17 protein-coding genes and 1 pseudogene are annotated in these 19571 nt (G+C 71.1%); 6 read left to right on the top strand and 12 right to left on the bottom strand.

The window, feature by feature from the left end:
- Positions 1 to 95: 95 nt before the first annotated feature.
- The 6 genes from whiA to ACFWY6_RS30700 all read right to left on the bottom strand — a co-directional run bounded on the left by whiA (position 96) and on the right by ACFWY6_RS30700 (position 6715).
- Positions 96 to 1097, bottom strand: a complete 1002-nt coding sequence (gene whiA, locus ACFWY6_RS30725) for a DNA-binding protein WhiA (protein WP_266868264.1) — start codon at positions 1095 to 1097, stop codon at positions 96 to 98.
- Positions 1088 to 2095, bottom strand: coding sequence for a uridine diphosphate-N-acetylglucosamine-binding protein YvcK (gene yvcK / locus ACFWY6_RS30720; protein WP_384697153.1), 1008 nt, complete (start codon positions 2093 to 2095; stop codon positions 1088 to 1090). Before yvcK ends, whiA begins: the two co-directional genes overlap by 10 nt.
- Positions 2092 to 3027: an RNase adapter RapZ gene (rapZ, locus tag ACFWY6_RS30715; RefSeq protein ID WP_360763583.1), complete on the bottom strand. Its 936-nt coding sequence runs from the start codon at positions 3025 to 3027 to the stop codon at positions 2092 to 2094. The genes yvcK and rapZ overlap by 4 nt, the downstream gene beginning before the upstream one ends.
- Positions 3024 to 5105, bottom strand: a complete 2082-nt coding sequence (gene uvrC, locus ACFWY6_RS30710; RefSeq protein ID WP_384697150.1) for an excinuclease ABC subunit UvrC — start codon at positions 5103 to 5105, stop codon at positions 3024 to 3026. The genes rapZ and uvrC overlap by 4 nt, the downstream gene beginning before the upstream one ends.
- 189 nt (positions 5106 to 5294) lie before the next feature.
- Positions 5295 to 6092 (bottom strand): hypothetical protein, encoded by a 798-nt coding sequence (locus ACFWY6_RS30705; RefSeq protein ID WP_384697157.1) that lies wholly within the window; start codon positions 6090 to 6092, stop codon positions 5295 to 5297.
- Positions 6093 to 6097: 5 nt separating this feature from the next.
- Complete coding sequence (locus tag ACFWY6_RS30700; RefSeq protein WP_384697147.1) at positions 6098 to 6715, bottom strand: papain-like cysteine protease family protein; 618 nt, start codon at positions 6713 to 6715, stop codon at positions 6098 to 6100.
- A 229-nt stretch (positions 6716 to 6944) separates the two neighbouring features.
- Between ACFWY6_RS30700 and ACFWY6_RS30695 the strand changes: the two genes are divergently transcribed.
- Positions 6945 to 7901, top strand: coding sequence for a hypothetical protein (locus ACFWY6_RS30695; protein WP_384697145.1), 957 nt, complete (start codon positions 6945 to 6947; stop codon positions 7899 to 7901).
- A gap of 67 nt (positions 7902 to 7968) precedes the next feature.
- On the opposite strand, the gene ACFWY6_RS30690 is transcribed toward ACFWY6_RS30695, so the two are convergent.
- Positions 7969 to 8400 carry a Rieske (2Fe-2S) protein gene (locus ACFWY6_RS30690; protein WP_384697142.1) on the bottom strand — a complete coding sequence of 144 codons (432 nt, stop codon included), beginning with the start codon at positions 8398 to 8400 and terminating at the stop codon, positions 7969 to 7971.
- Between the two features lie 209 nt (positions 8401 to 8609).
- Between ACFWY6_RS30690 and ACFWY6_RS30685 the strand changes: the two genes are divergently transcribed.
- The gene (locus tag ACFWY6_RS30685; protein ID WP_384697139.1) at positions 8610 to 9530 is read left to right on the top strand and encodes a carbohydrate kinase; all 921 of its coding nucleotides are present in this window, start codon (positions 8610 to 8612) and stop codon (positions 9528 to 9530) included.
- 32 nt (positions 9531 to 9562) lie between these two features.
- Here the strand turns inward: ACFWY6_RS30685 and ACFWY6_RS30680 are convergent, their stop codons facing one another.
- Positions 9563 to 10417 carry a helix-turn-helix domain-containing protein gene (locus ACFWY6_RS30680; protein ID WP_384697137.1) on the bottom strand — a complete coding sequence of 285 codons (855 nt, stop codon included), beginning with the start codon at positions 10415 to 10417 and terminating at the stop codon, positions 9563 to 9565.
- A 102-nt stretch (positions 10418 to 10519) separates the two neighbouring features.
- Between ACFWY6_RS30680 and ACFWY6_RS30675 the strand changes: the two genes are divergently transcribed.
- Positions 10520 to 11101, top strand: coding sequence for a YceI family protein (locus tag ACFWY6_RS30675; protein ID WP_384697134.1), 582 nt, complete (start codon positions 10520 to 10522; stop codon positions 11099 to 11101).
- Positions 11102 to 11110: 9 nt separating this feature from the next.
- On the opposite strand, the gene ACFWY6_RS30670 is transcribed toward ACFWY6_RS30675, so the two are convergent.
- Positions 11111 to 11875, bottom strand: coding sequence for a crotonase/enoyl-CoA hydratase family protein (locus ACFWY6_RS30670; RefSeq protein WP_384697131.1), 765 nt, complete (start codon positions 11873 to 11875; stop codon positions 11111 to 11113).
- 81 nt (positions 11876 to 11956) lie between these two features.
- Positions 11957 to 14926, bottom strand: a complete 2970-nt coding sequence (uvrA, locus tag ACFWY6_RS30665; RefSeq protein ID WP_384697128.1) for an excinuclease ABC subunit UvrA — start codon at positions 14924 to 14926, stop codon at positions 11957 to 11959.
- A 222-nt stretch (positions 14927 to 15148) separates the two neighbouring features.
- Between uvrA and ACFWY6_RS30660 the strand changes: the two genes are divergently transcribed.
- Positions 15149 to 15832: a maleylpyruvate isomerase family mycothiol-dependent enzyme gene (locus ACFWY6_RS30660; RefSeq protein ID WP_384697125.1), complete on the top strand. Its 684-nt coding sequence runs from the start codon at positions 15149 to 15151 to the stop codon at positions 15830 to 15832.
- Positions 15833 to 15842: 10 nt separating this feature from the next.
- Complete coding sequence (locus ACFWY6_RS30655) at positions 15843 to 16499, top strand: MBL fold metallo-hydrolase (RefSeq protein WP_384697123.1); 657 nt, start codon at positions 15843 to 15845, stop codon at positions 16497 to 16499.
- A gap of 9 nt (positions 16500 to 16508) precedes the next feature.
- Here ACFWY6_RS30655 and aroQ read toward each other — a convergent pair whose 3' ends face one another.
- Complete coding sequence (gene aroQ / locus ACFWY6_RS30650; RefSeq protein ID WP_384697121.1) at positions 16509 to 16970, bottom strand: type II 3-dehydroquinate dehydratase; 462 nt, start codon at positions 16968 to 16970, stop codon at positions 16509 to 16511.
- 80 nt (positions 16971 to 17050) lie between these two features.
- Here aroQ and ACFWY6_RS30645 point away from each other — a divergent pair.
- Positions 17051 to 18350 (top strand): annotated as a pseudogene (locus ACFWY6_RS30645) (MFS transporter).
- On the opposite strand, the gene ACFWY6_RS30640 reads toward ACFWY6_RS30645, so the two are convergent.
- Positions 18340 to 19437: a calcium:proton antiporter gene (locus tag ACFWY6_RS30640; RefSeq protein WP_384697119.1), complete on the bottom strand. Its 1098-nt coding sequence runs from the start codon at positions 19435 to 19437 to the stop codon at positions 18340 to 18342. The pseudogene ACFWY6_RS30645 and the gene ACFWY6_RS30640 sit on opposite strands and share 11 nt — an antisense overlap.
- Positions 19438 to 19571: the final 134 nt, after the last annotated feature.

Raw genomic sequence — 19571 nt, 5'->3', positions numbered from 1 at the left:
AGATCTGGGTGGGGGTGCGGGGCTCCCATCGCCCCACACACCCCCGCGGGGGGCCCCCGCGGCCCCCGGGGGGCTTGCGTGACGTACTACGGCGCTCAGACCGCCATGTTGTCGGCGAGGCTGTCGGCGAGATCCTCGCTCAGGTTGGACTCCGTGCCCGGAATCCCCAGGTCCTGGGCCCGCTTGTCGGCCATCGCGAGCAGCCGGCGGATACGGCCCGCGACCGCGTCCTTCGTCAGCGCCGGGTCGGCGAGCGCCCCCAGCTCCTCCAGGGAGGCCTGCTTGTGCTCCATCCGCAGCCGTCCGGCGGCCGCCAGGTGCTCCGGGACCTCGTCGCCGAGGATCTCCAGGGCGCGCTGCACACGGGCGCCCGCGGCGACGGCCGCGCGGGCCGAGCGGCGCAGGTTGGCGTCGTCGAAGTTGGCCAGACGGTTGGCGGTGGCGCGCACCTCGCGGCGCATCCGCCGCTCCTCCCAGGCCAGTACGGACTCGTGCGCGCCGAGCCGGGTGAGCAGGGCGCCGATCGCGTCACCGTCCCGGACCACGACACGGTCCACGCCGCGCACCTCACGGGCCTTGGCCCCGATCTGCAGCCTGCGCGCGGCACCGACCAGGGCGAGCGCGGCCTCTGGCCCCGGGCACGTCACCTCCAGCGATGAGGAACGCCCCGGCTCGGTCAGCGAGCCGTGCGCCAGGAAGGCCCCGCGCCAGGCGGCCTCCGCGTCACAGGTGGCCCCGGAGACCACCTGCGGCGGCAGCCCTCTGATCGGGCGGCCCCTGCCGTCCACGAGACCCGTCTGCCGGGCCAGCTGGTCGCCGCCGGCCACCACGCGTACGACATAGCGCGAGCCGCGCCGCAGCCCGCCGGGGGCCATCACGATCAGCTCCGAGCTGTGCCCGAAGATCTCCAGGATGTCCCGCTTCAGCCGCCGTGCGGCCATCGCCGTGTCCAGCTCCGCCTCGATCACGATGCGGCCGCTCACCAGGTGAAGGCCGCCCGCGAACCGCAGGATCGCCGAGACCTCTGCCTTCCTGCAGCAGGTCCGGGTGACGGGAAGCCGGGAGATCTCGTCCTTCACCGCTGCCGTCATCGCCATGGGCCGATCCTTCCATGCATCCGAAAAATACGGTCGTACGCGGTGGCCAGGAGCTCCGGATCGTGCCTCGGAGTCCCGTCGGGCCGGGCCACCGGCGCCAGCTCGACCGTGGCGCCGAGCCGCTTGGCGGCATCGGTCAGTGACTCACGGTCGGGCACGGCGGCGTCGTCGGCCAGCACCACGTCCAGGGCGAGTTTAGGGGCGTGTCGGGCCAAAACCTCCAAATGACGCTGCGGAGAGAACCCATCGGTTTCACCGGGTTGCGGCGCGAGGTTCAGCGAGAGCACCCTGCGGGCCTTCGTCTCGATGAGCGCGTCGAGCAGTTCGGGGACCAGCAGATGGGGGATCACGGACGAGAACCAGGAGCCGGGGCCGAGCACCACCCAGTCCGCGTCGAGGACGGCGGCGACCGCCTCGGGGACGGCCGGCGGGTCGTGCGGGACCACGTGCACGGACTGCACCTCGCCGGGCGTGAGCGCCACCGTGGCCTGCCCGCGCACCGTGTCCACATCGTCCGGACGCTCCGGGTCGTGGCCCTTGACCAGCGCCTGGAGCTCAAGGGGGACGGCCGACATCGGCAGTACGCGGCCCTGCGCGCCGAGCAGCTTGCCGACCAGGTCCAGCGCCTGGACATGGTCGCCGAGCTGCTCCCACAGCGCGACGATCAGCAGATTGCCGACCGCGTGCTCGTGCAGCTCGCCCTGGGACTGGAACCGGTGCTGGATGACGCGGGCCCAGGTCTGGCCCCAGTCGTCGTCACCGCACAGGGCGGCGAGCGCCTTGCGCAGGTCGCCGGGTGGCAGCACGCCCAGCTCGTCGCGGAGCCGCCCGCTGGAGCCGCCGTCGTCGGCGACGGTGACCACGGCGGTGAGGTCGCCGGTGATGCGGCGCAGCGCGGCGAGCGAGGCGGAAAGCCCCATTCCGCCGCCGAGCGCCACCACCTTGGGCTGAGCGCTCCGCTTGCGGCCCAGTCGGTTCAGCCGCAGGGAAGCCTTCATTCGCGCCCCATGTCCCGATGGACGAGGACGGTCTCGACGCCCTCGGAAGCGAGGCGCGCCGCAAGCTTCTCCGACATGGCGACGGAGCGGTGCTTGCCGCCCGTACAGCCGACCGCGATCGTCACGTAACGCTTGCCCTCGCGGCGGTACCCCGCGGCGATGAGCTGGAGCAGCTCGGCGTACCGGTCGAGGAACTCCTTGGCCCCGGGCTGGTTGAAGACGTAACCGGAGACCTCTTCGTTGAGCCCCGTGAAGGGGCGCAGCTCCGGCACCCAGTGCGGGTTGGGCAGGAAGCGGCAGTCCACGACCAGGTCGGCGTCGACCGGCAGGCCGTACTTGTAGCCGAACGACATGACCGTGGCCCGCAGCTCGGGCTCCTCGTCGCCCGCGAACTGGGCGTCCATCTTGGCGCGCAGCTCGTGCACGTTCAGGCTGGACGTGTCGATCACCAGGTCGGCGTCGCCGCGCAGCTCGCGCAGGAGCTCGCGCTCGGCCGCGATGCCGTCGACGATGCGGCCGTCGCCCTGCAGCGGGTGCGGGCGGCGCACCGACTCGAAGCGGCGCACCAGGGCGTCGTCCGAGGACTCCAGGAAGACGATCCTGCGGGTGACCTGCTTGGACTCCAGGTCCGCGAGGGACTGGCGCAGATTGTCGAAGAAGCGGCGGCCACGGACGTCGACGACGACCGCGATCCGCGCCACGTTGCCCTGCGAGCGGGCGCCGAGCTCCACCATCGTGGGGATCAGCGCGGGCGGCAGGTTGTCGACGACGAACCAGCCGAGGTCCTCGAGGCACTTCGCGGCCGTGCTGCGTCCCGCGCCCGACATGCCGGAGATGATCACCAGCTCGGGGATCGCCGCCTCGGCGGCCTCACCTGGCTCGATGGTCGTGCCCGTACTCACTTGCTCGCCGCCTTCATCGTGCTCGTTCATGTCTCCTGCCCCCGTCGCTCCTCTGAGGTGCCCGCGGTCACGGGTGCCTCGGTCTCACCGTTCGAGGCACCCGCACGTACGGGTTCCTCTTCTTCAATGATCTCTCCGGTCGCCGTGTTCACGGCGGGCGCCACCGGGGCCGCCGCGGCCAGGGCCGCCACGATCGTCTCGGCCGTCTTGCGGCCTATCCCCGGAACCTCGCAGATCTGCTCGATTGTCGCGGACCGGAGCTTCTTCACCGAACCGAAGTGCTTGATCAGCGTCTGCTTGCGCGCGTCGCCGAGGCCGGGCACGGCGTCCAGCGGTCCCGCCTTGAAGCGCTTGGCCCGCTTGGCCCGCTGGTACGTGATCGCGAAACGGTGTGCCTCGTCGCGCACCCGCTGGAGAAGGTACAGCCCCTCGCTGGTGCGCGGCAGGATCACCGGGTCGTCGTCGCCCGGCACCCAGACCTCTTCGAGGCGCTTGGCGAGGCCGCAGACCGCGATGTCGTCGATGCCGAGCTCGTCAAGGGCCCGCCGGGCCGCCGCGACCTGCGGCTGACCGCCGTCCACGACGACGAGCTGCGGCGGGTAGGCGAAGCGCTTGGGGCGGCCGTCCTCCTCGGTCAGGCCGTTCGACGCGACCACCTCGCCGTTCGCCTCGTCGATGACGCCTGCCTCGTCCAGCTCCCCCGTCTTCTCCTTGTCGGCGAGGTAGCGCTTGAAGCGGCGGGTGAGCACCTCATGCATGGAGCGGACGTCGTCCTGCCCCTCGAAGCCCTTGATCTGGAAGCGGCGGTACTCGCTCTTGCGGGCGAGGCCGTCCTCGAAGACGACCATCGATGCGACCACGTCGTCACCCTGCAGATGCGAGATGTCGTAGCACTCGATGCGCAGCGGGGCGCTGTCGAGCTCCAGGGCCTCGGCGATCTCCTCCAGTGCGCGGGAGCGGGTGGTCAGGTCGGAGGCCCGCTTGGTCTTGTGGAGCATCAGCGACTGCTGCGCGTTGCGCGCCACGGTCTCCATCAGCGCCTTCTTGTCGCCGCGCTGCGGGATGCGCAGGGAGACGTTCGCGCCGCGCCGCTCGGTGAGCCACTCCTGGACGGGCTCTATCGGGTCGGGCAGCGCGGGCACGAGGACTTCCTTCGGTACGGAGTCCCCGCTCTCCTCGCCATAGAGCTGCTGGAGGGCGTGCTCGACGAGGTCACCGCTGGTGACCGCCTCGACCTTGTCGGTGACCCAGCCGCGCTGACCGCGCACCCGGCCGCCGCGGACGTGGAAGATCTGGACGGCGGCTTCGAGCTCGTCCTCGGCAAGGGCGATCAGATCGGCGTCCGTGGCATCGGCGAGGACTACGGCGCTCTTCTCCATGGCCTTCTTCAGCGCCTCGATGTCGTCGCGGAGGCGGGCCGCCTTCTCGTACTCCATCTCCTCGGCGGCGTCGGCCATCTGACGCTCGATACGGCGGATGTACGCGCCCGTGCGTCCCGTCATGAACTCGCAGAAGTCCTCGGCGAGTTCGCGGTGCTCCTCCGGGGAGACCCGTTCCACGCAGGGCGCCGAGCACTTGCCGATGTAGCCAAGGAGGCAGGGGCGGCCCGTGCGCTCGGCGTTCTTGAAGACTCCGGCGGAGCAGGTGCGGACGGGGAAGACGCGCAGGAGGAGGTCGACCGTGTCGCGGATGGCCCAGGCGTGGCCGTAGGGGCCGAAGTAGCGCACGCCCTTCTTCTTGTGGCCGCGCATCACCTGCACGCGCGGGAACTCCTCGTTCATCGTCACCGCGAGATACGGATAGCTCTTGTCGTCGCGGTACTTGACGTTGAACCGGGGGTCGAACTCCTTGATCCAGCTGTACTCCAGCTGCAGCGCCTCGACCTCGGTGGACACCACCGTCCACTCGACGGACGCGGCGGTCGTCACCATCGAGGCGGTGCGCGGGTGCAGGTGGGAGAGGTCCTGGAAGTAGCTCGCCAGGCGCTGGCGCAGGCTTTTCGCCTTGCCCACGTAGATGACCCGGCGGTGTTCGTCGCGGAACTTGTAGACCCCCGGCGAGTCGGGGATCTGTCCCGGCTTGGGGCGGTAGCTGGAGGGGTCTGCCATGCCTCACACCCTACTGGCGGGGGGTGACAGTCCGGGGCTTGAGGGCGAGCTGTGCGCGATGGTCCAGCGATGCCTCGCGTCGCAGCCTTCTCCCCTCCGCCCGGTCTCGCGCTGCCTCTCTCCCGCCCTTGAGCCCACCCGCCCTAAAGGACGGGTGGGTGGGGAGGCCCGGCCGGAGGCCGGGGAGGGTCAGCCGTGCTGCCGGGTGCGATGCCGCAGAACGGCCACTCCGGAGAGGCCGAGGGCGACCAGTGCTCCCGCTCCGGCCACGGAGGAGGCAACCGTGACGGGACCGCCGGGCGAGGAGCCGCCCGCCGGCTCACCAGCGGCCTCCTTCCGGGCGAAGCCCCCCGCCGCACCGGACTTCGCGTAGCCGCTGCCGGGCAACTTATCGGCGTACGCGTCGTGCACACGCTTCTGATAGGCGCCCACCGAGGCCCCGCCGGAGCCCACGGCAAGCTTCGCGTCGGCGTCCAGCGGCAGCACCCTTCCCCGCCCCTGGACGTACCAGGCATCGATCTGCGGCTCGCGGAAAACGGTGCCCCCGGGGAGCTTCTTGGCGCCCACGCGCGCGTAGTGCGTCTCGTCGTCCCCGGTGGCGATGTTCACGACCTTCCAGGAGGTGCCCCGCTCGACGGTCCACAGGGAGGCCTCCTGTCCGTCGGACGAGACCGCCTTGCTGGCGAGGAACTCCAGGCGGGCGACCGGCGCCCCCTTCTCGCCCGCGACGAACTCCGGGGAGAGGTAGTACACGGGCACGGCGTCGCCCTGGACGCGCGGGTCCGCCGCGGCCTTGGTGACGGCGCCATCGCGGGCGAAGAAGCGGGAGAGGGTGTCCAGCGTCCCGGGCGAGCTCGCCGCCTTCCGGGCGGCCTCGCGCGAGGCTTCGGAGGGGCCTGAGTCCGCCGTGGCGTGCGGGGCGGCGAGACCGAGGAACAGGGTGGCGGCGGAGCCGGCGAGCACGGCTCTCAGCAGCTGACGGCTCATCGCGCTCACGCCCCGATCCGGTACAGCGAGTGGGTCCAGGAGAAGGTGCCGTTGTCCACGTACCAGTCGTGCGAGGCCCAGTTGTAGCGGTCGCTGGAGGGCCAGGGGTCGCCCCAGTAGACCCAGCTCCGGGCATCGTCGTATCCGTAGAGGACGTGCATGTGGCCGCCGCCGCCCGACCACTGGATGCGGGTCTCCACGGGCCGGCCCGCGTTGATCTCGGCCTGCACGGTCGGGTAGCGCAGCCAACCGGTCACATAGGAGCCGGAGTTGATGCCCGCCCACTCCAGGCCGTTCTGTACGTTGCCCAGCGTGGCCTGGCTGTTGGGGCACTCGGTGTTCTGGTTGCGCCCGAAGGCGGCGTTGCAGAACTGGTTCTGGCTGTACTTCCTGCCGTAGAAGGCGGCGATGGTGTTCCCGCCCGCGGCCCAGCACCAGTTGGTCTTCTCCTGGGCCTGCATCGTGATGTTCAGCCGCTTGGCGGCGAGGGCGGAGGGCCCTGGGGCCGGCCCGGCCGTGGCCGTTGCCGCCGGCGCGGCAACCAGCGCCACCGCCACGACGACGACCGCCGACAACCGTCTGCGTCTGCTGTACCTGCTGTACCTGCTGTTTCTCTGGCGCATCGCGTTCCTCCCGAGTGGGGGCGAGGGGGTGGAGGAGCGCGTCCGGACGCTGCGATTGAGCATCGAGTGTTGTCCGGTACAGGTCAACACGGTTCAATGCGGGATTACTTGGGCCAGTGAACGACGGCGTACGTATGTGAACACCCCTCGTACGCCCACCTGGTGGCCCGTTCCGACCGGCGCGTACGCCCGGGCGGCCGATGTGAATGTTCACAGAAGGGGCCTTGCGATGCGGCACGGCACACAGCTCGCGGAGGAGTCGCCTGCGGACCTGGAGACCGCACTGCGCACCGGTCCCTTCCATGTGGCGCTGCGGGCCGCGATCGCCGCCCGCCGCCTCCCCCTGCAACGGGTACGCCATCATCTCGCGCAGTACGGCGTCAACGTCGGTGTGACGAGCCTGAGTTACTGGCAGCAGGGTGCGCGGCGCCCGCAGCGCACCGAGTCGCTGCGCGCCGTACGCGCCCTGGAGGAGATCCTCCAGCTCCCCGACGAGTCACTGATCCGGCTGCTCGCTCAGCCCGCCCATTCCTCGGGGGGTCCTGGCTGCGAACGCCCCGCCGCCCGCTCCTACCGCTCGCTCATCGAGGCCTCCGACGTCGTGCAGCGCCTCCTCGCCGACCTCGAATCCCCGCTCGACGGCGGTCTGCACACCGTCGGCCACCACGAGCGGGTGCGGATCGGCGCGCGCCGCGAGCTGCTCGGCCGCGATTCGCAGCACGTGGTGCGCTCCCACCGGGACGACGTGGACCGCTACCTCGCGATCTACCACGGCGATCCCGGCTGCGTACCCGAACACATCGGCGTACACGCCCTGGAGAACTGCCGCACAGGGCGCGTGCGGTGGCATCACGAGACGGGTGTGCTCGTCGCCGAGCTGCTCTTCGACGCGCGCCTGCGCGCGGGAGACACCCATCTGTTCCGCTACGGCTTCGAGGACGGCACGGCGGGCACCTCCACCGAGTATCTGCGCGGCTTCACCTACGCGGGCGGGCAGTACGCGCTGCAGGTGCGCTTCGACGAGGGAGCCCTGCCCCTGCGCTGCCACCGCTTCGCCCAGCATTCGGCGGCGGCTCCGCGCGGCGGCCGCCAGGAGCTGACACTGAGCGGCAGCCATCGGTCGGTGCACATCGTGGAGCAGCAGGTGCGGGCGGGGCTCCTGGGGATCGCGTGGGACTGGGAGTGAATCGCCCGGAGTAAATCGCCCGGAGTGAATCGCCTGGAGTCAACGATCCGCCCGGCTGATCGCGTCCTCAGGCCCCGGGCCCCGCGATGATCTTGCCCTTCTCGACCTTCACCGGCAGCTCGGCGAGCGGGACGGTGGCGGGCTCGTGCAGCACCTTGCCGTTCGTGGCGTCGAACTGGCTGCCGTGGCAGGGGCAGGTGAGCTTGTGCCCCTCCAGGTTGTTGATGGGGCACCTCTCGTGCGTGCAGATCGTGCTGAACGCCTTGTACTCGTCTTCCGCGATACGGCTGACCACGACGTTCTCGTCCGTGTAGAGCTTCGAGGCGCCCACCTTGATCTCGTCCGACGCACCGAGGTCCACCGGCGCGGTCGGCGCGGAGCGGTTGCCGCCACCGTCGTCGCCGCCGGACGAGCAGGCCGTGATGCCGAGCCCGGCGGCCGGCACGATGGCGGCGGCGCGCAGCACGGTGCGGCGGGCGGGGGGAGGCGTGCCGGGCATGAACTCTCCACAGGTCAGGCGCATCGGTGACGGATCAGACCATACCGGTGCGGGGACGCGCGCCCGTGTTGGGCATGGCCGTGCCCGAGTGCCGCCCGTATCGGCCCGTGTCCGCCCAGAAGGCCTAGCCTGTGCGCAAGCCGGGGAGCCAGGGAGCCGGTGTGCGCGGCTGCCGCGCCGTACGACCGCAGAGCCGAGAGGAACCAGCCGTGATAGTCGTCGCCGGAGAGGCCCTGATCGACCTCGTCCCGCAGGATTCCGCCGGTGCCGTGCCGCCCTCGCTGTCCCCGCTCGCCCCGCGTCTTGGCGGCGGACCGTACAACACCGCGGTGGCCCTCGGCCGCCTAGGCTCCCCCGTCGCCTTCTGCTCGCGGATCTCGTGGGACGCGTTCGGCGAGGCGCTGGTGGCGGGGCTGCGGGCCGCCGGCGTCGATGTGTCGTACGTCCAGCGGGGCGCGGAACCGACGACGCTGGCCGTCGCCTCGATCGGCGCGGACGGCTCCGCCGGTTACTCCTTCTACGTCGACGGCACCGCCGACCGGCTCTTCACGGCCCCGGACCGGCTGCCCGACGGCGTGCGCGCGGTGTCGTTCGGCACCTGCTCGCTCGTCCTCGAACCGGGCGCGAGCGCCTACGAGGAGCTGATGCGCCGGGAGTCGGCGCGGGGCGTCTTCACGGCGCTCGATCCGAACATCCGGGCCGGTCTGATCCCGGACGCGGACGCCTACCGGGCCCGTTTCAAGAGCTGGCTGCCGTCGGTCTCGCTGCTCAAGCTGTCGGAGGACGACGCGAGTTGGCTCGGCGGCACGCCGCACGAGTGGCTCGCGTCCGGCCCCGGCGCCGTGGTGATCACGCGGGGCGGCTCGGGTCTTGCGGTCTTCACGCGGGACGGCGGGGAGTGGTCCGTGCCGGGTGAGCGGGTCGATGTCGTGGACACCATCGGCGCGGGCGACACGGTCAACGCGGCGCTGCTGCACGGACTTTCCCTGCGGGACGCGCTGTCCGCGCCGGGTCTGGCCGCGCTCGGCGCGGACGGCTGGGGCGAGGTACTGCGTCTCGCGGCGCGCGCGGCGGCCGTCACCGTCTCCCGTGCGGGCGCCGAGCCGCCGTACGCGGCGGAGCTGGCCTGAGGGCGGTCACCGCGGAGTTGGCCTGAGGCCCGTCAGCCCGTCACCGCGCGCAGGCCGCCCGGCCGGCGGCCGCCCAGCCGGTCGAGCGCCGCCGACGTGGCGTCGTCGGCCGGCAGGTACACCATCAGGCGCTGGCCGTCGCCCTCGGGCAGGGCCAGCGTCTCGTACGACAGAGACAGCGCGCCGGCCTCCGGATGCGCCACCCGGTCGACGCCGCTGCGCCGGGGCAGCCGCGGCACGGCGGCCATGCGCTCGGCGAAGGAGGCGCCCGCGATGACGGTCAGCTCGTCGGTGAACCCCTCGGCATGGGGGTCGGTGAGCATGGAGTCCGACCGGAGGTTCGCGACCTGCTCGTCGGCCACCCGGTCCCATTCGGGGTAGGCGGCGCGGGCCCGCTCGTCGGTGAACAGGAACCGGATGAGGTTGGGCCGCTCGCCGTCAAGCAGACCCACGGGGCCGACGATCCGCTCGTAGCCCGATGTGTACGCGAGGACATCGCTGAGCCGGTTGAGCAGGACGGCGGGGGCCGGCTCCAGGCGGTCGATGAGCGCCCGCACGGTGGGCCGCACCGACTGGGCCGGGGCGCTCGCCGTCGGGCAGCAGGGGTCGCCGCTCAGCTCCTTCTCCAGGCGGCGCAGATGGAAGCGTTCCTCCACGGAGAGCCGCAGGGCGTCCGCGAGCGCGCCCATCACCTGCGGCGACGGGTGGCGGTCGCGGCCCTGTTCGAGCCGGGCCAGGTATTCGACGCTGACCCCGGCGAGCGTGGCGACCTCGGAGCGGCGCAGGCCGGGGGTGCGGCGCCGCGGTCCCGTGGGCAGCCCGACCTCGGCGGGCGTGACCGCCTCACGGCAGGTGCGCAGGAAGTTGCCCAGCTCGTTGTCGCTCACCGATCGAACGTATCAGCCGTCACCGGACCGGATCGTGGCCCTGTCACTACCAGTCTCGGCCCGGCCTTCCTCGGGCATCGGCGGCCGCCCATCGTGGACGGCATGACTTCTGACACCAGTGCCACGACCACCACGACCACCCTTCCGCTGCCCGCCGGCAGCTGGGAGATCGACCCCTTCCACTCCGCCGTCAACTTCACCATCCGCCACCTCGGGATCTCCAAGGTGCGGGGCCGTTTCAGCGAGGTGACGGCCGGTCTCGTCGTGGGCGAAAGCCTTGAGACCTCATCGGTGACGGCCACCATCGCGCTGGCCTCGATCGACACCGGCAACGCGGACCGCGACGCGCATGTCCGGGCCCCCGATCTGCTCGACGTGGAGCGCCGCCCCACGATGACGTTCCGCTCGACGCGGGTCACCGGCAAGGAGGACGACTGGACCCTGGAGGGCGAGCTGACCATCGGCGACGTCACCCGGCCGATCACCCTTGCCGTCGAGTTCGGCGGTCTGCAGGCCTTCCCCGGCGACGAGCGACGCCACGCTGGTTTCGAGGCCACCGGCGAGATCCGCCGCGGCGACTACGGCCTCGACTTCGGGGCCGGGCTGCTCGGCGACGTGGTGAAGATCCAGCTGGACATGCAGTTCCTGGAGCCGGTCGGGACGGCGGCGCCGCAGGGCAGCTGACCTCGGGCCTCAGCCGTCCGTGAACGCGCCGTGCCGCCCCGCCCCGGCGGCGAAGCGGGCGGCGCCCTCGGACGCCTCGGTGAGGGAACGCAGGCCGTGGCGGAGTTCGCCCGCCATCGCCTCCTCCTCGCTCAGGCCCGCCTGTTCGCGTACGGAGAGCCGGTCGCCCCTCATGCAGGTCTGCGGGAACGCGGCGATCTGCGCGGCGAGTGCTTCGGCCTCGGCCCGGCAAGTGCCCGGCGGCACGGTCCGGTTGACGAGCCCCATGGCCAGCGCCTCGTCGGCGGCCACGGGCCGCCCCGTGAGCACCAGGTCCATGGCTCTGCTCTCCCCGATGAGCCGCGGCAGCCGCACCGTTCCCCCGTCGATGAGCGGGACTCCCCAGCGGCGGCAGAACACGCCGAGCACCGCGTCCTCGTCGGCGACGCGCAGATCGCACCAGAGGGCGAGTTCGAGGCCTCCGGCGACCGCGTGTCCGGAGATCGCGGCGATGACGGGCTTGGAGAGCCGCATCCGGGTCGGCCCCATGGGCCCGTCCCCCTTCTCCGACACCTCGTTCCCGTCCGGCGTCGCGATCGCCTTGAGGTCCGCCCCCGCGCAGAACGTTCCGCCCTCCCCCCACAGCACGGCGACGGCCGCCTCGGGATCCGCATCGAACGCGCGAAACGCATCGGCAAGGGCACGAGCGGTGGGCCCGTCGACGGCGTTCCGCACATCGGGCCGCGAGAGCACGATGGTGGTGACGGGGCCTTGGCGTTCACTGCGTACGGGCATGCGCCCAGTCTGGCGCCCCGAAGGGGCGCGGGGAACTGCGCGACAAGCCCCCACACCCCCGCAGACGAACTACAACGCCCCTCAGCTCTTACGAGCCTTGGCCACCTTCTTCGGAGCAACCTTCTTCGCGGCAACCTTCTTGGCAGCAGCCTTCTTCGGGGCAGCCTTACGCACCGGCTTACGCCCCTGCGAGGCCCCATCACTGATGCGGTCCGCCGAGATGATGTCCCGCAGGAACTTGCCCGTGTGGCTCGCCGGAACCCCGGCGACCTCCTCGGGCGTGCCCTCGGCGATGACGAGACCGCCGCCGTTGCCACCCTCGGGGCCCATGTCGACGACCCAGTCGGCCGTCTTGATGACGTCGAGGTTGTGCTCGATGACGATGACCGTGTTCCCCTTGTCGACAAGCCCGGAGAGCACCGTGATCAGCTTGCTGATGTCCTCGAAGTGCAGACCGGTGGTCGGCTCGTCCAGGACATACACGGTCCGGCCCGTGGACCGCTTCTGGAGCTCGCTCGCCAGCTTCACGCGCTGGGCCTCGCCTCCGGAGAGCGTCGGCGCGGACTGCCCGAGGCGGACGTACCCCAGACCCACGTCGTTGAGCGTGCGCAGGTGGCGGGAGATCGCGGGGACGGCCTCGAAGAAGTCGAGCGCCTCCTCGATCGGCATGTCCAGGACCTCGGCGATGGACTTGCCCTTGTAGTGGACGTCCAGCGTCTCGCGGTTGTACCGCGCCCCGTGGCAGACCTCGCACGGCACGTACACGTCCGGCAGGAAGTTCATCTCGATCTTGATGGTGCCGTCGCCGGAGCAGTTCTCGCAGCGGCCGCCCTTGACGTTGAAGGAGAAGCGGCCGGGCAGATAGCCCCGCACCTTCGCCTCCATCGTCTCCGCGAAGAGCTTGCGGACGTGGTCGAAGACTCCGGTGTACGTCGCCGGGTTCGACCGCGGGGTGCGGCCGATGGGCGACTGGTCGACGTGCACGACCTTGTCGACGAGGTCGTCGCCGTCCACGCGCGTGTGGCGGCCGGGAACCGACCGTGCGCCGTTCAACTCCCTTGCCAGGTGCGTGTAGAGGATGTCGTTCACGAGCGTCGACTTGCCCGAGCCCGAGACACCCGTGACGGCGGTGAGGACGCCGAGCGGGAAGGAGACGTCGATGTCCTGGAGGTTGTTCTCCCGGGCGCCGTGCACCGTCAGCTGACGGGAGGGGTCGGCGGGGCGGCGGACGTCCGGGACCGGGATGGACCTCTTGCCCGACAGATACTGACCGGTGATCGACTTGTCGTTGGCGAGCAGCTCCTTCATGGAGCCGCTGTGCACGACCTTGCCGCCGTGCTCGCCCGCGCCGGGGCCGATGTCGACGACCCAGTCGGCGACCTTGATGGTGTCCTCGTCGTGCTCGACGACGATGAGCGTGTTGCCCATGTCCCGCAGGCGTACGAGGGTCTCGATGAGCCGGTGGTTGTCGCGCTGGTGGAGGCCGATGGACGGCTCGTCCAGGACGTAGAGCACGCCGACCAGGCCGGAGCCGATCTGCGTGGCCAGGCGGATGCGCTGGGCCTCGCCTCCGGAGAGGGTGCCCGCCGCGCGGTTCAGTGAGAGGTAGTCCAGGCCGACGTCGACCAGGAAGCGCAGCCGTTCGTTGACCTCCTTCAGGACCCGCTCGGCGATCTTCTTGTCGCGGGCGCCCAGCTTCAGCTCGGCGAGGAAGTCCGCGCAGTCGCTGATGGACATCGCGGAGACCTCGGCGATGGACCGGCCCATGACCGTGACGGCCAGGACGATCGGCTTGAGGCGCGTGCCCTCGCAGGTAGGGCAGGGCACCTCGCGCATATAGCCCTCGAAGCGCTCGCGGCTCGCGTCGCTCTCGGCCTCGCTGTGGCGGCGCTTGACGAAGGGGACGGCGCCTTCGAAGGCGGTGGTGTAGACCCGCTCGCGGCCGTACCTGTTCCGGTAGCGGACCTCGATCTGCGTCTTGTGCCCGTGCAGGAGCGCCTTCTTGGCGCGCTGCGGCAGGCCCGCCCAGGGCATGTCGGTGGAGAACCCGAGGGCGTCGGCGAGGGCTCCCACGAGCCGGCCGAAGTAGTCCTTGGTGTGGCCGTGCGACCAGGGGTGGATGGCGCCCTCGTCGAGCGACTTGTCCTCGTCCGGGACGATCAGCTCGGGGTCGACCTCCATGCGCGTACCGATACCCGTGCAGTCCGGGCAGGCGCCGAAGGGCGAGTTGAAGGAGAAGGAGCGGGGCTCCAGCTCCTCGAACGACAGGTCGTCGTACGGGCAGTACAGGTGCTCCGAGTACATCCGCTCGCGCTCGGGGTCGTCCTCGGGGAGGTCGACGAAGTCGAGTACGACCATGCCTCCGGAGAGGCCGAGGGCGGTCTCCACGGAGTCGGTCAGGCGGCGCTTGGCGGAGTCCTTCACCGTGAGGCGGTCGACGACGACCTCGATGGTGTGCTTCTCCTGCTTCTTGAGCGTGGGCGGCTCGGAGAGCTGGATCGTCTCGCCGTCGACCCGCGCGCGGCTGTAGCCCTTGGTCTGGAGGTCGGCGAAGAGGTCGACGAACTCGCCCTTGCGCTCGCGCACCAGCGGGGACAGGACCTGGAAGCGGCTGCCCTCGGGCAGTTCAAGGACCTTGTCGACGATGGCCTGCGGCGACTGCCGCGAGATGGGGCGGCCGCACTCGGGGCAGTGCGGCTTGCCGATGCGCGCGAAGAGCAGGCGGAGGTAGTCGTACACCTCGGTGATCGTGCCGACCGTCGAGCGCGGGTTGCGCGAGGTCGACTTCTGGTCGATGGAGACCGCGGGCGAGAGGCCCTCGATGAAGTCGACGTCCGGCTTGTCCATCTGACCGAGGAACTGCCGGGCGTACGAGGAGAGCGACTCGACGTACCGCCGCTGGCCCTCGGCGAAGATCGTGTCGAACGCGAGCGAGGACTTGCCCGACCCGGAGAGTCCGGTGAACACGATGAGGGAGTCACGCGGGAGGTCGAGCGAGACGTTCTTGAGATTGTGCTCGCGCGCGCCACGGACGATGAGACGGTCGGCCACGCCGGTCCGCACCTTTCTTGAGAGTGGTGACAGGGGCGGGGCCCCCGTCATTCACAGACTAGGGCGAGCCACTGACAACGCCGGGGCGGTTTCCCTGTTGGTGACAAACCCCGACCACCAAGGATGCCCGATGCCGCACCCGACCATATAGCACGTGCATTCGATTTGCGGCCCTGCTCCGATGCCTTCACCCAAACGTGTGGCGCGGCTATCGTCGGGCGCATGATTGATCATGTGCGCGACCTGGCGTCTGTACGTGACGCGACCGACCGGCTGCTCACCGCAGCCGCGAAACTGAACAACGATTCGACTGCGGAGCCGTCACGCCTCCCGGGCTGGAGCCGTGGCCACGTCCTCGCCCATCTCGCCCGTAACGCGGACGCGCTCGTCAACGTCCTCGCCGGGCGGCCGATGTACGTCAGCGGCGAGGCACGGGACGCGGACATCGAGCGGGACGCCCCGCGGCCCCTGGCCGAGCAGCTCGACGACGTGCGGGAGAGCGACGCCCGCTTCGAGGCACAGGCCGCCGTCCCCGCCGACTGGTCCCGCACCATCGAGATGCGCAACGGAGTCACCGACTCCGCGTCGCGGGTGCCGTTCCGGCGGTGGGTCGAGGTGGAGCTGCACCATGTCGACCTCGGCATCGGGTACGAGCTCGAGGACCTGCCCGATGAGTTCGTGCAGCGCGAGATCGCGTTCCTCGCCGCACGCTTCTCGGGAAACCCCGATGTGCCGCCCACCCGCATCACGGACGGCACGCACGCGTGGAGCACCGGCCGCGAAGGCGAGCCCGAAGTCACCGTCTCCGGGTCCGCGCCCGACGTCGTCGGCTGGCTCTCCGGGCGCCGCGGCGGCACCGCACTGACGGCCGAAGGCGGCCTCCTGCCTGCCCTGCCGCCGCTATAGGCTGAGGAACATGACGTACAGCGGAGCAGTGAAGGTCGGCGGCGGTGCGGACGTGCACGAGCTGCAGGACCTGATGATCTCGAAGGTCGCGGTCGGCCCGATGGACAACAACGCCTATCTGCTGCGTTGCCGGGCCACGGGCGAGCAGCTCCTGATCGACGCGGCGAACGACTCCGGGACGCTGCTCACGCTGATCGGTGGCGACGGCATCGCGTCCGTCGTCACCACCCACCAGCACGGCGACCACTGGCAGGCGCTTGCCGCGGTCGTCGCCGCGACCGGCGCGCGGACCTACGCGGGCCGCGAGGACGCGCCCGGCATCCCGGTGCCCACGGACGTCCCGCTCGTCGACGGCGACACCGTGCGGGTCGGCCAGGTGTCGCTCACCGCACGCCACTTGGTGGGCCACACCCCGGGCTCGATCGCCCTCGTGTACGACGACCCGCACGGCCACCCGCATGTCTTCACCGGCGACTGCCTCTTCCCTGGCGGCATCGGCAACACCCACAGCGATCCACAGGCCTTCGCGCGCCTGCTGCACGACGTCGAGACGAAGATCTTCGGCGCGCTCCCCGACGAGAGCTGGGTCTACCCGGGCCACGGGAACGACACGACGCTGGGCGCCGAGCGCCCGCATCTGCAGGAGTGGCGTCAGCGGGGCTGGTGAGCCGCGGGGTCAGGCCTTGCCGACCAGTGCGGCCACCCGCTCCACCGCGAAGACGTAGCCCTGCACGCCGCACCCGGCGATGACGCCGTCGGCGCGCTGGGAGACGTAACTGTGGTGCCGGAACGCCTCCCGCTGGTGGATGTTGGAGATGTGCACCTCCAACACCGGCATTCCGTCACAGGTGTTGAGGGCGTCCAGGATCGCGACCGACGTGTGCGAGTACGCCGCCGGGTTGATGACGATGCCTGCGTGGTGCTCGCGCGCCTCGTGGATCCAGTCCACCAACTGACCCTCGTGGTTGCTCTGCCGCAGGTCCACGGTGCCGCCGTGCGCGGCGACCGCCTTGGCGCACAGCGCCTCGACGTCGGCGAGGGTGTCGGAGCCGTAGATCTCTGGCTGGCGCTGACCGAGCAGGTTCAGGTTGGGGCCGTTCAGGATCATGATCGGGGCGTTGGCAAGAGTGCGCGTCATGTCGTCAGCGTACTGAGGGATCTCTCCACGCCTCCGTACGCCCCCCGTAACCGGCCGTCACAGCGGGTAGTTGACGCGGCATGCACAAAAGCCACTCCCCTGCCAAAACGCCCTCTCTGCCGCGGCTCGCGGCCGCCTCGCTCGCCGGTACCGCCATCGAGTTCTACGACTTCTTCATCTACGGGACGGCCGCGGCGCTGGTGCTCGGGCCGCTGTTCTTTCCGACGTTCTCTCCGCTGGCGGGAACTCTCGCCGCCTTCGCGACATTCGGAGTGGGCTTCGTGGCCCGGCCGCTCGGCTCCGTCCTCTTCGGGCACATCGGTGACCGGCACGGGCGGCGCCCCGTCCTCATCGTCTCGCTGCTCCTGACGGGCCTCGCCACGGTCGCCGTCGGCTGTGTGCCCACGTACGCGTCGATCGGCACGGCCGCTCCGGTGCTTCTCCTGGTGCTGCGTTTTCTCCAAGGGCTCGGGCTGGGCGGCGAGTGGGGCGGGGCAGTGCTGCTGACCGCCGAGCACGCGCCGGCCGAGCGGCGCGGGCTGTGGGCGAGCTTTCCGCAGATGGGTCCCCCGCTCGGCTTCCTGCTCGCCAACGGCATCATGCTGACGCTCTCGGCGACCCTCACCGACGCACAGTTCGCCTCCTGGGGATGGCGGGTGCCGTTCTGGGCGGCGGGCGTGCTCGCGGCGGCCGGGCTCGCGCTGCGCACGTCCCTCGCGGAGAGCCCCAGCTTCCTCGAACTGCGGGAGCACGCGCGCGTGCCGCTCGCCGAAGTGGTGCGCGACCACTGGCGTCTGGTCCTGCTCACGGCGGGCGCGCTGGCCGTCGGGTACGCGGTGTTCTACGCCGTCACGACGTGGTCGCTGGCGTACGCGGTGGAGCGGCTCGACGTGAGCCGTACGGTCATGCTCGCCTGCATCATGGCGGCGGTCGTGGTGAAGGGCGCGCTGACTCCCGTGGCCGCCGTGCTCGGCGACCGCTACGGACGGCGCCCCCTGTGTCTGCTCGGGTGCGCGCTCTCCGCGCTGTGGATGTTCCCGATGATCGCGCTCCTGGCGACCGGTGAGCCGCTGCTGATGTTCCTCGGCTTCCTGGTGGCGATGCTCGCGTTCATCACGATGTTCGCGGTGATCGCCGCGTATCTGCCCGAGCTGTACGAGCCGCGGGTGCGCTGCACCGGCGCCGCGGTGGGCTACAACCTGGGCGGGGTGCTCGGCGGCGCGCTCACCCCGATCGTGGCGACGGCGGTGGCGCAGGGGGGACGGGACTCCGTGGGGCGTCGCGGCGTATCTGACCGGGGTCGCCCTGCTGAGCCTGGGGTGCTTCGCGCTGCTGCCGGAGACCCGGCCGGTTCCGGAGCCGGCCCCCGTCACGGCGTGACCGCGAGCTCCAGGTAGGCGGCGAACACCACGAGATGGACCCCGCCCTGCAGCGGCGTGGCGCGTCCCGGCACGACCGTGAGCGTGCCGACGACGACGGTCAGCGCGAGCAGCACCATATGGGTCGGGCCGAGGCCGAGCACCAGTGGCCCGGAGAGCCACACCGAGGCGACCGCGACGGCCGGGATGGTCAGGCCGATGCTGGCCATCGCGGAGCCGAGGGCGAGGTTCAGGCTGGTCTGCACGCGGTCGCGGCGCGTTGCGCGCAGGGCCGCGATGGTCTCCGGGAGCAGCACGAGCAGCGCGATGATCACGCCGACCACGGCGTGCGGCATGCCGGCGTTCTCCACGCCGGACTCGATCGTCGGGGAGACCCCCTTGGCGAGGCCGACCACACCGATCAGGGCGAGGCCGAGCAGGCCGACGCTGATCAGCGCGGCGCGGTTGGACGGGCCCTCGGCGTGCTCGGAGTCGATCACCTCGCCCATGCGCGTGATCGGCAGGAAGTAGTCGCGGTGGCGCATGGTCTGGGTCGCCACGAACAGGCCGTACAGGACGAGCGATGCGAGCGCGGCGAAGGTGAGCTGCGCGGTGGAGAACTCGGGCCCCCGCTTGCTCGTGGTGAAGGTCGGCAGGACCAGGCTGAGGGTGGCGAGCGTGGCGACGGTCGCGAGGGCGGCTCCGGTGCCCTCCGGGTTGAAGACGGCGACGCGGTGGCGCAGCGCGCCCGCGAGCAGACAGATCCCGACGATGCCGTTGCAGGTGATCATCACGGCGGCGAAGACGGTGTCGCGGGCCAGCGTCGCGCTCTTGTCGCCGCCGTCCGCCATGAGCGTCACGATCAGCGCGACCTCGATGATCGTGACGGCGACCGCGAGGACGAGGGAGCCGAAGGGTTCACCGACGCGGTGTGCGATCACCTCGGCGTGGTGCACGGCGGCGAGCACGGCCCCGGCGAGCACCAGTGTCACCACGGCGACCACCGGGCCCGGCAGATCGCGGCCCCAGGTGAGGGCGAGCAGCACGACGGCGAGGACCGGTACGGCCGCGGTCCACTGTGTGGCGAGTGCCCGAAGCCGAGTGATCATGCCTTCGATGCTGCCCTGCCCTCACCGGGCACGCGACTGGGACGAGCACGGCACGGGAGTGGGGGGCGGGGGGGGGCGCGCGCGGCGGCCCCCGGGGGGGGGTCGCGGTTGGGGCGGCCCCCGGGCGGCGAAGG

The organism is Streptomyces sp. NPDC059037, assembly GCF_042740015.1.
Taxonomy (GTDB): domain Bacteria; phylum Actinomycetota; class Actinomycetes; order Streptomycetales; family Streptomycetaceae; genus Streptomyces.
This window is presented reverse-complemented; position numbering and strand designations above follow the sequence as displayed.

Coding starts and splice junctions, on each gene's coding strand:
- whiA (WP_266868264.1), bottom strand. CDS start 1,097: ATGGCGATGACGGCAGCGGTGAAGGACGAGATCTCCCGGCTTCCCGTC.
- yvcK (WP_384697153.1), bottom strand. CDS start 2,095: ATGAAGGCTTCCCTGCGGCTGAACCGACTGGGCCGCAAGCGGAGCGCT.
- rapZ (WP_360763583.1), bottom strand. CDS start 3,027: ATGAACGAGCACGATGAAGGCGGCGAGCAAGTGAGTACGGGCACGACC.
- uvrC (WP_384697150.1), bottom strand. CDS start 5,105: ATGGCAGACCCCTCCAGCTACCGCCCCAAGCCGGGACAGATCCCCGAC.
- ACFWY6_RS30705 (WP_384697157.1), bottom strand. CDS start 6,092: ATGAGCCGTCAGCTGCTGAGAGCCGTGCTCGCCGGCTCCGCCGCCACC.
- ACFWY6_RS30700 (WP_384697147.1), bottom strand. CDS start 6,715: ATGCGCCAGAGAAACAGCAGGTACAGCAGGTACAGCAGACGCAGACGG.
- ACFWY6_RS30695 (WP_384697145.1), top strand. CDS start 6,945: ATGCGGCACGGCACACAGCTCGCGGAGGAGTCGCCTGCGGACCTGGAG.
- ACFWY6_RS30690 (WP_384697142.1), bottom strand. CDS start 8,400: ATGCCCGGCACGCCTCCCCCCGCCCGCCGCACCGTGCTGCGCGCCGCC.
- ACFWY6_RS30675 (WP_384697134.1), top strand. CDS start 10,520: ATGACTTCTGACACCAGTGCCACGACCACCACGACCACCCTTCCGCTG.
- ACFWY6_RS30670 (WP_384697131.1), bottom strand. CDS start 11,875: ATGCCCGTACGCAGTGAACGCCAAGGCCCCGTCACCACCATCGTGCTC.
- ACFWY6_RS30660 (WP_384697125.1), top strand. CDS start 15,149: ATGATTGATCATGTGCGCGACCTGGCGTCTGTACGTGACGCGACCGAC.
- ACFWY6_RS30655 (WP_384697123.1), top strand. CDS start 15,843: ATGACGTACAGCGGAGCAGTGAAGGTCGGCGGCGGTGCGGACGTGCAC.
- aroQ (WP_384697121.1), bottom strand. CDS start 16,970: ATGACGCGCACTCTTGCCAACGCCCCGATCATGATCCTGAACGGCCCC.
- ACFWY6_RS30640 (WP_384697119.1), bottom strand. CDS start 19,437: ATGATCACTCGGCTTCGGGCACTCGCCACACAGTGGACCGCGGCCGTA.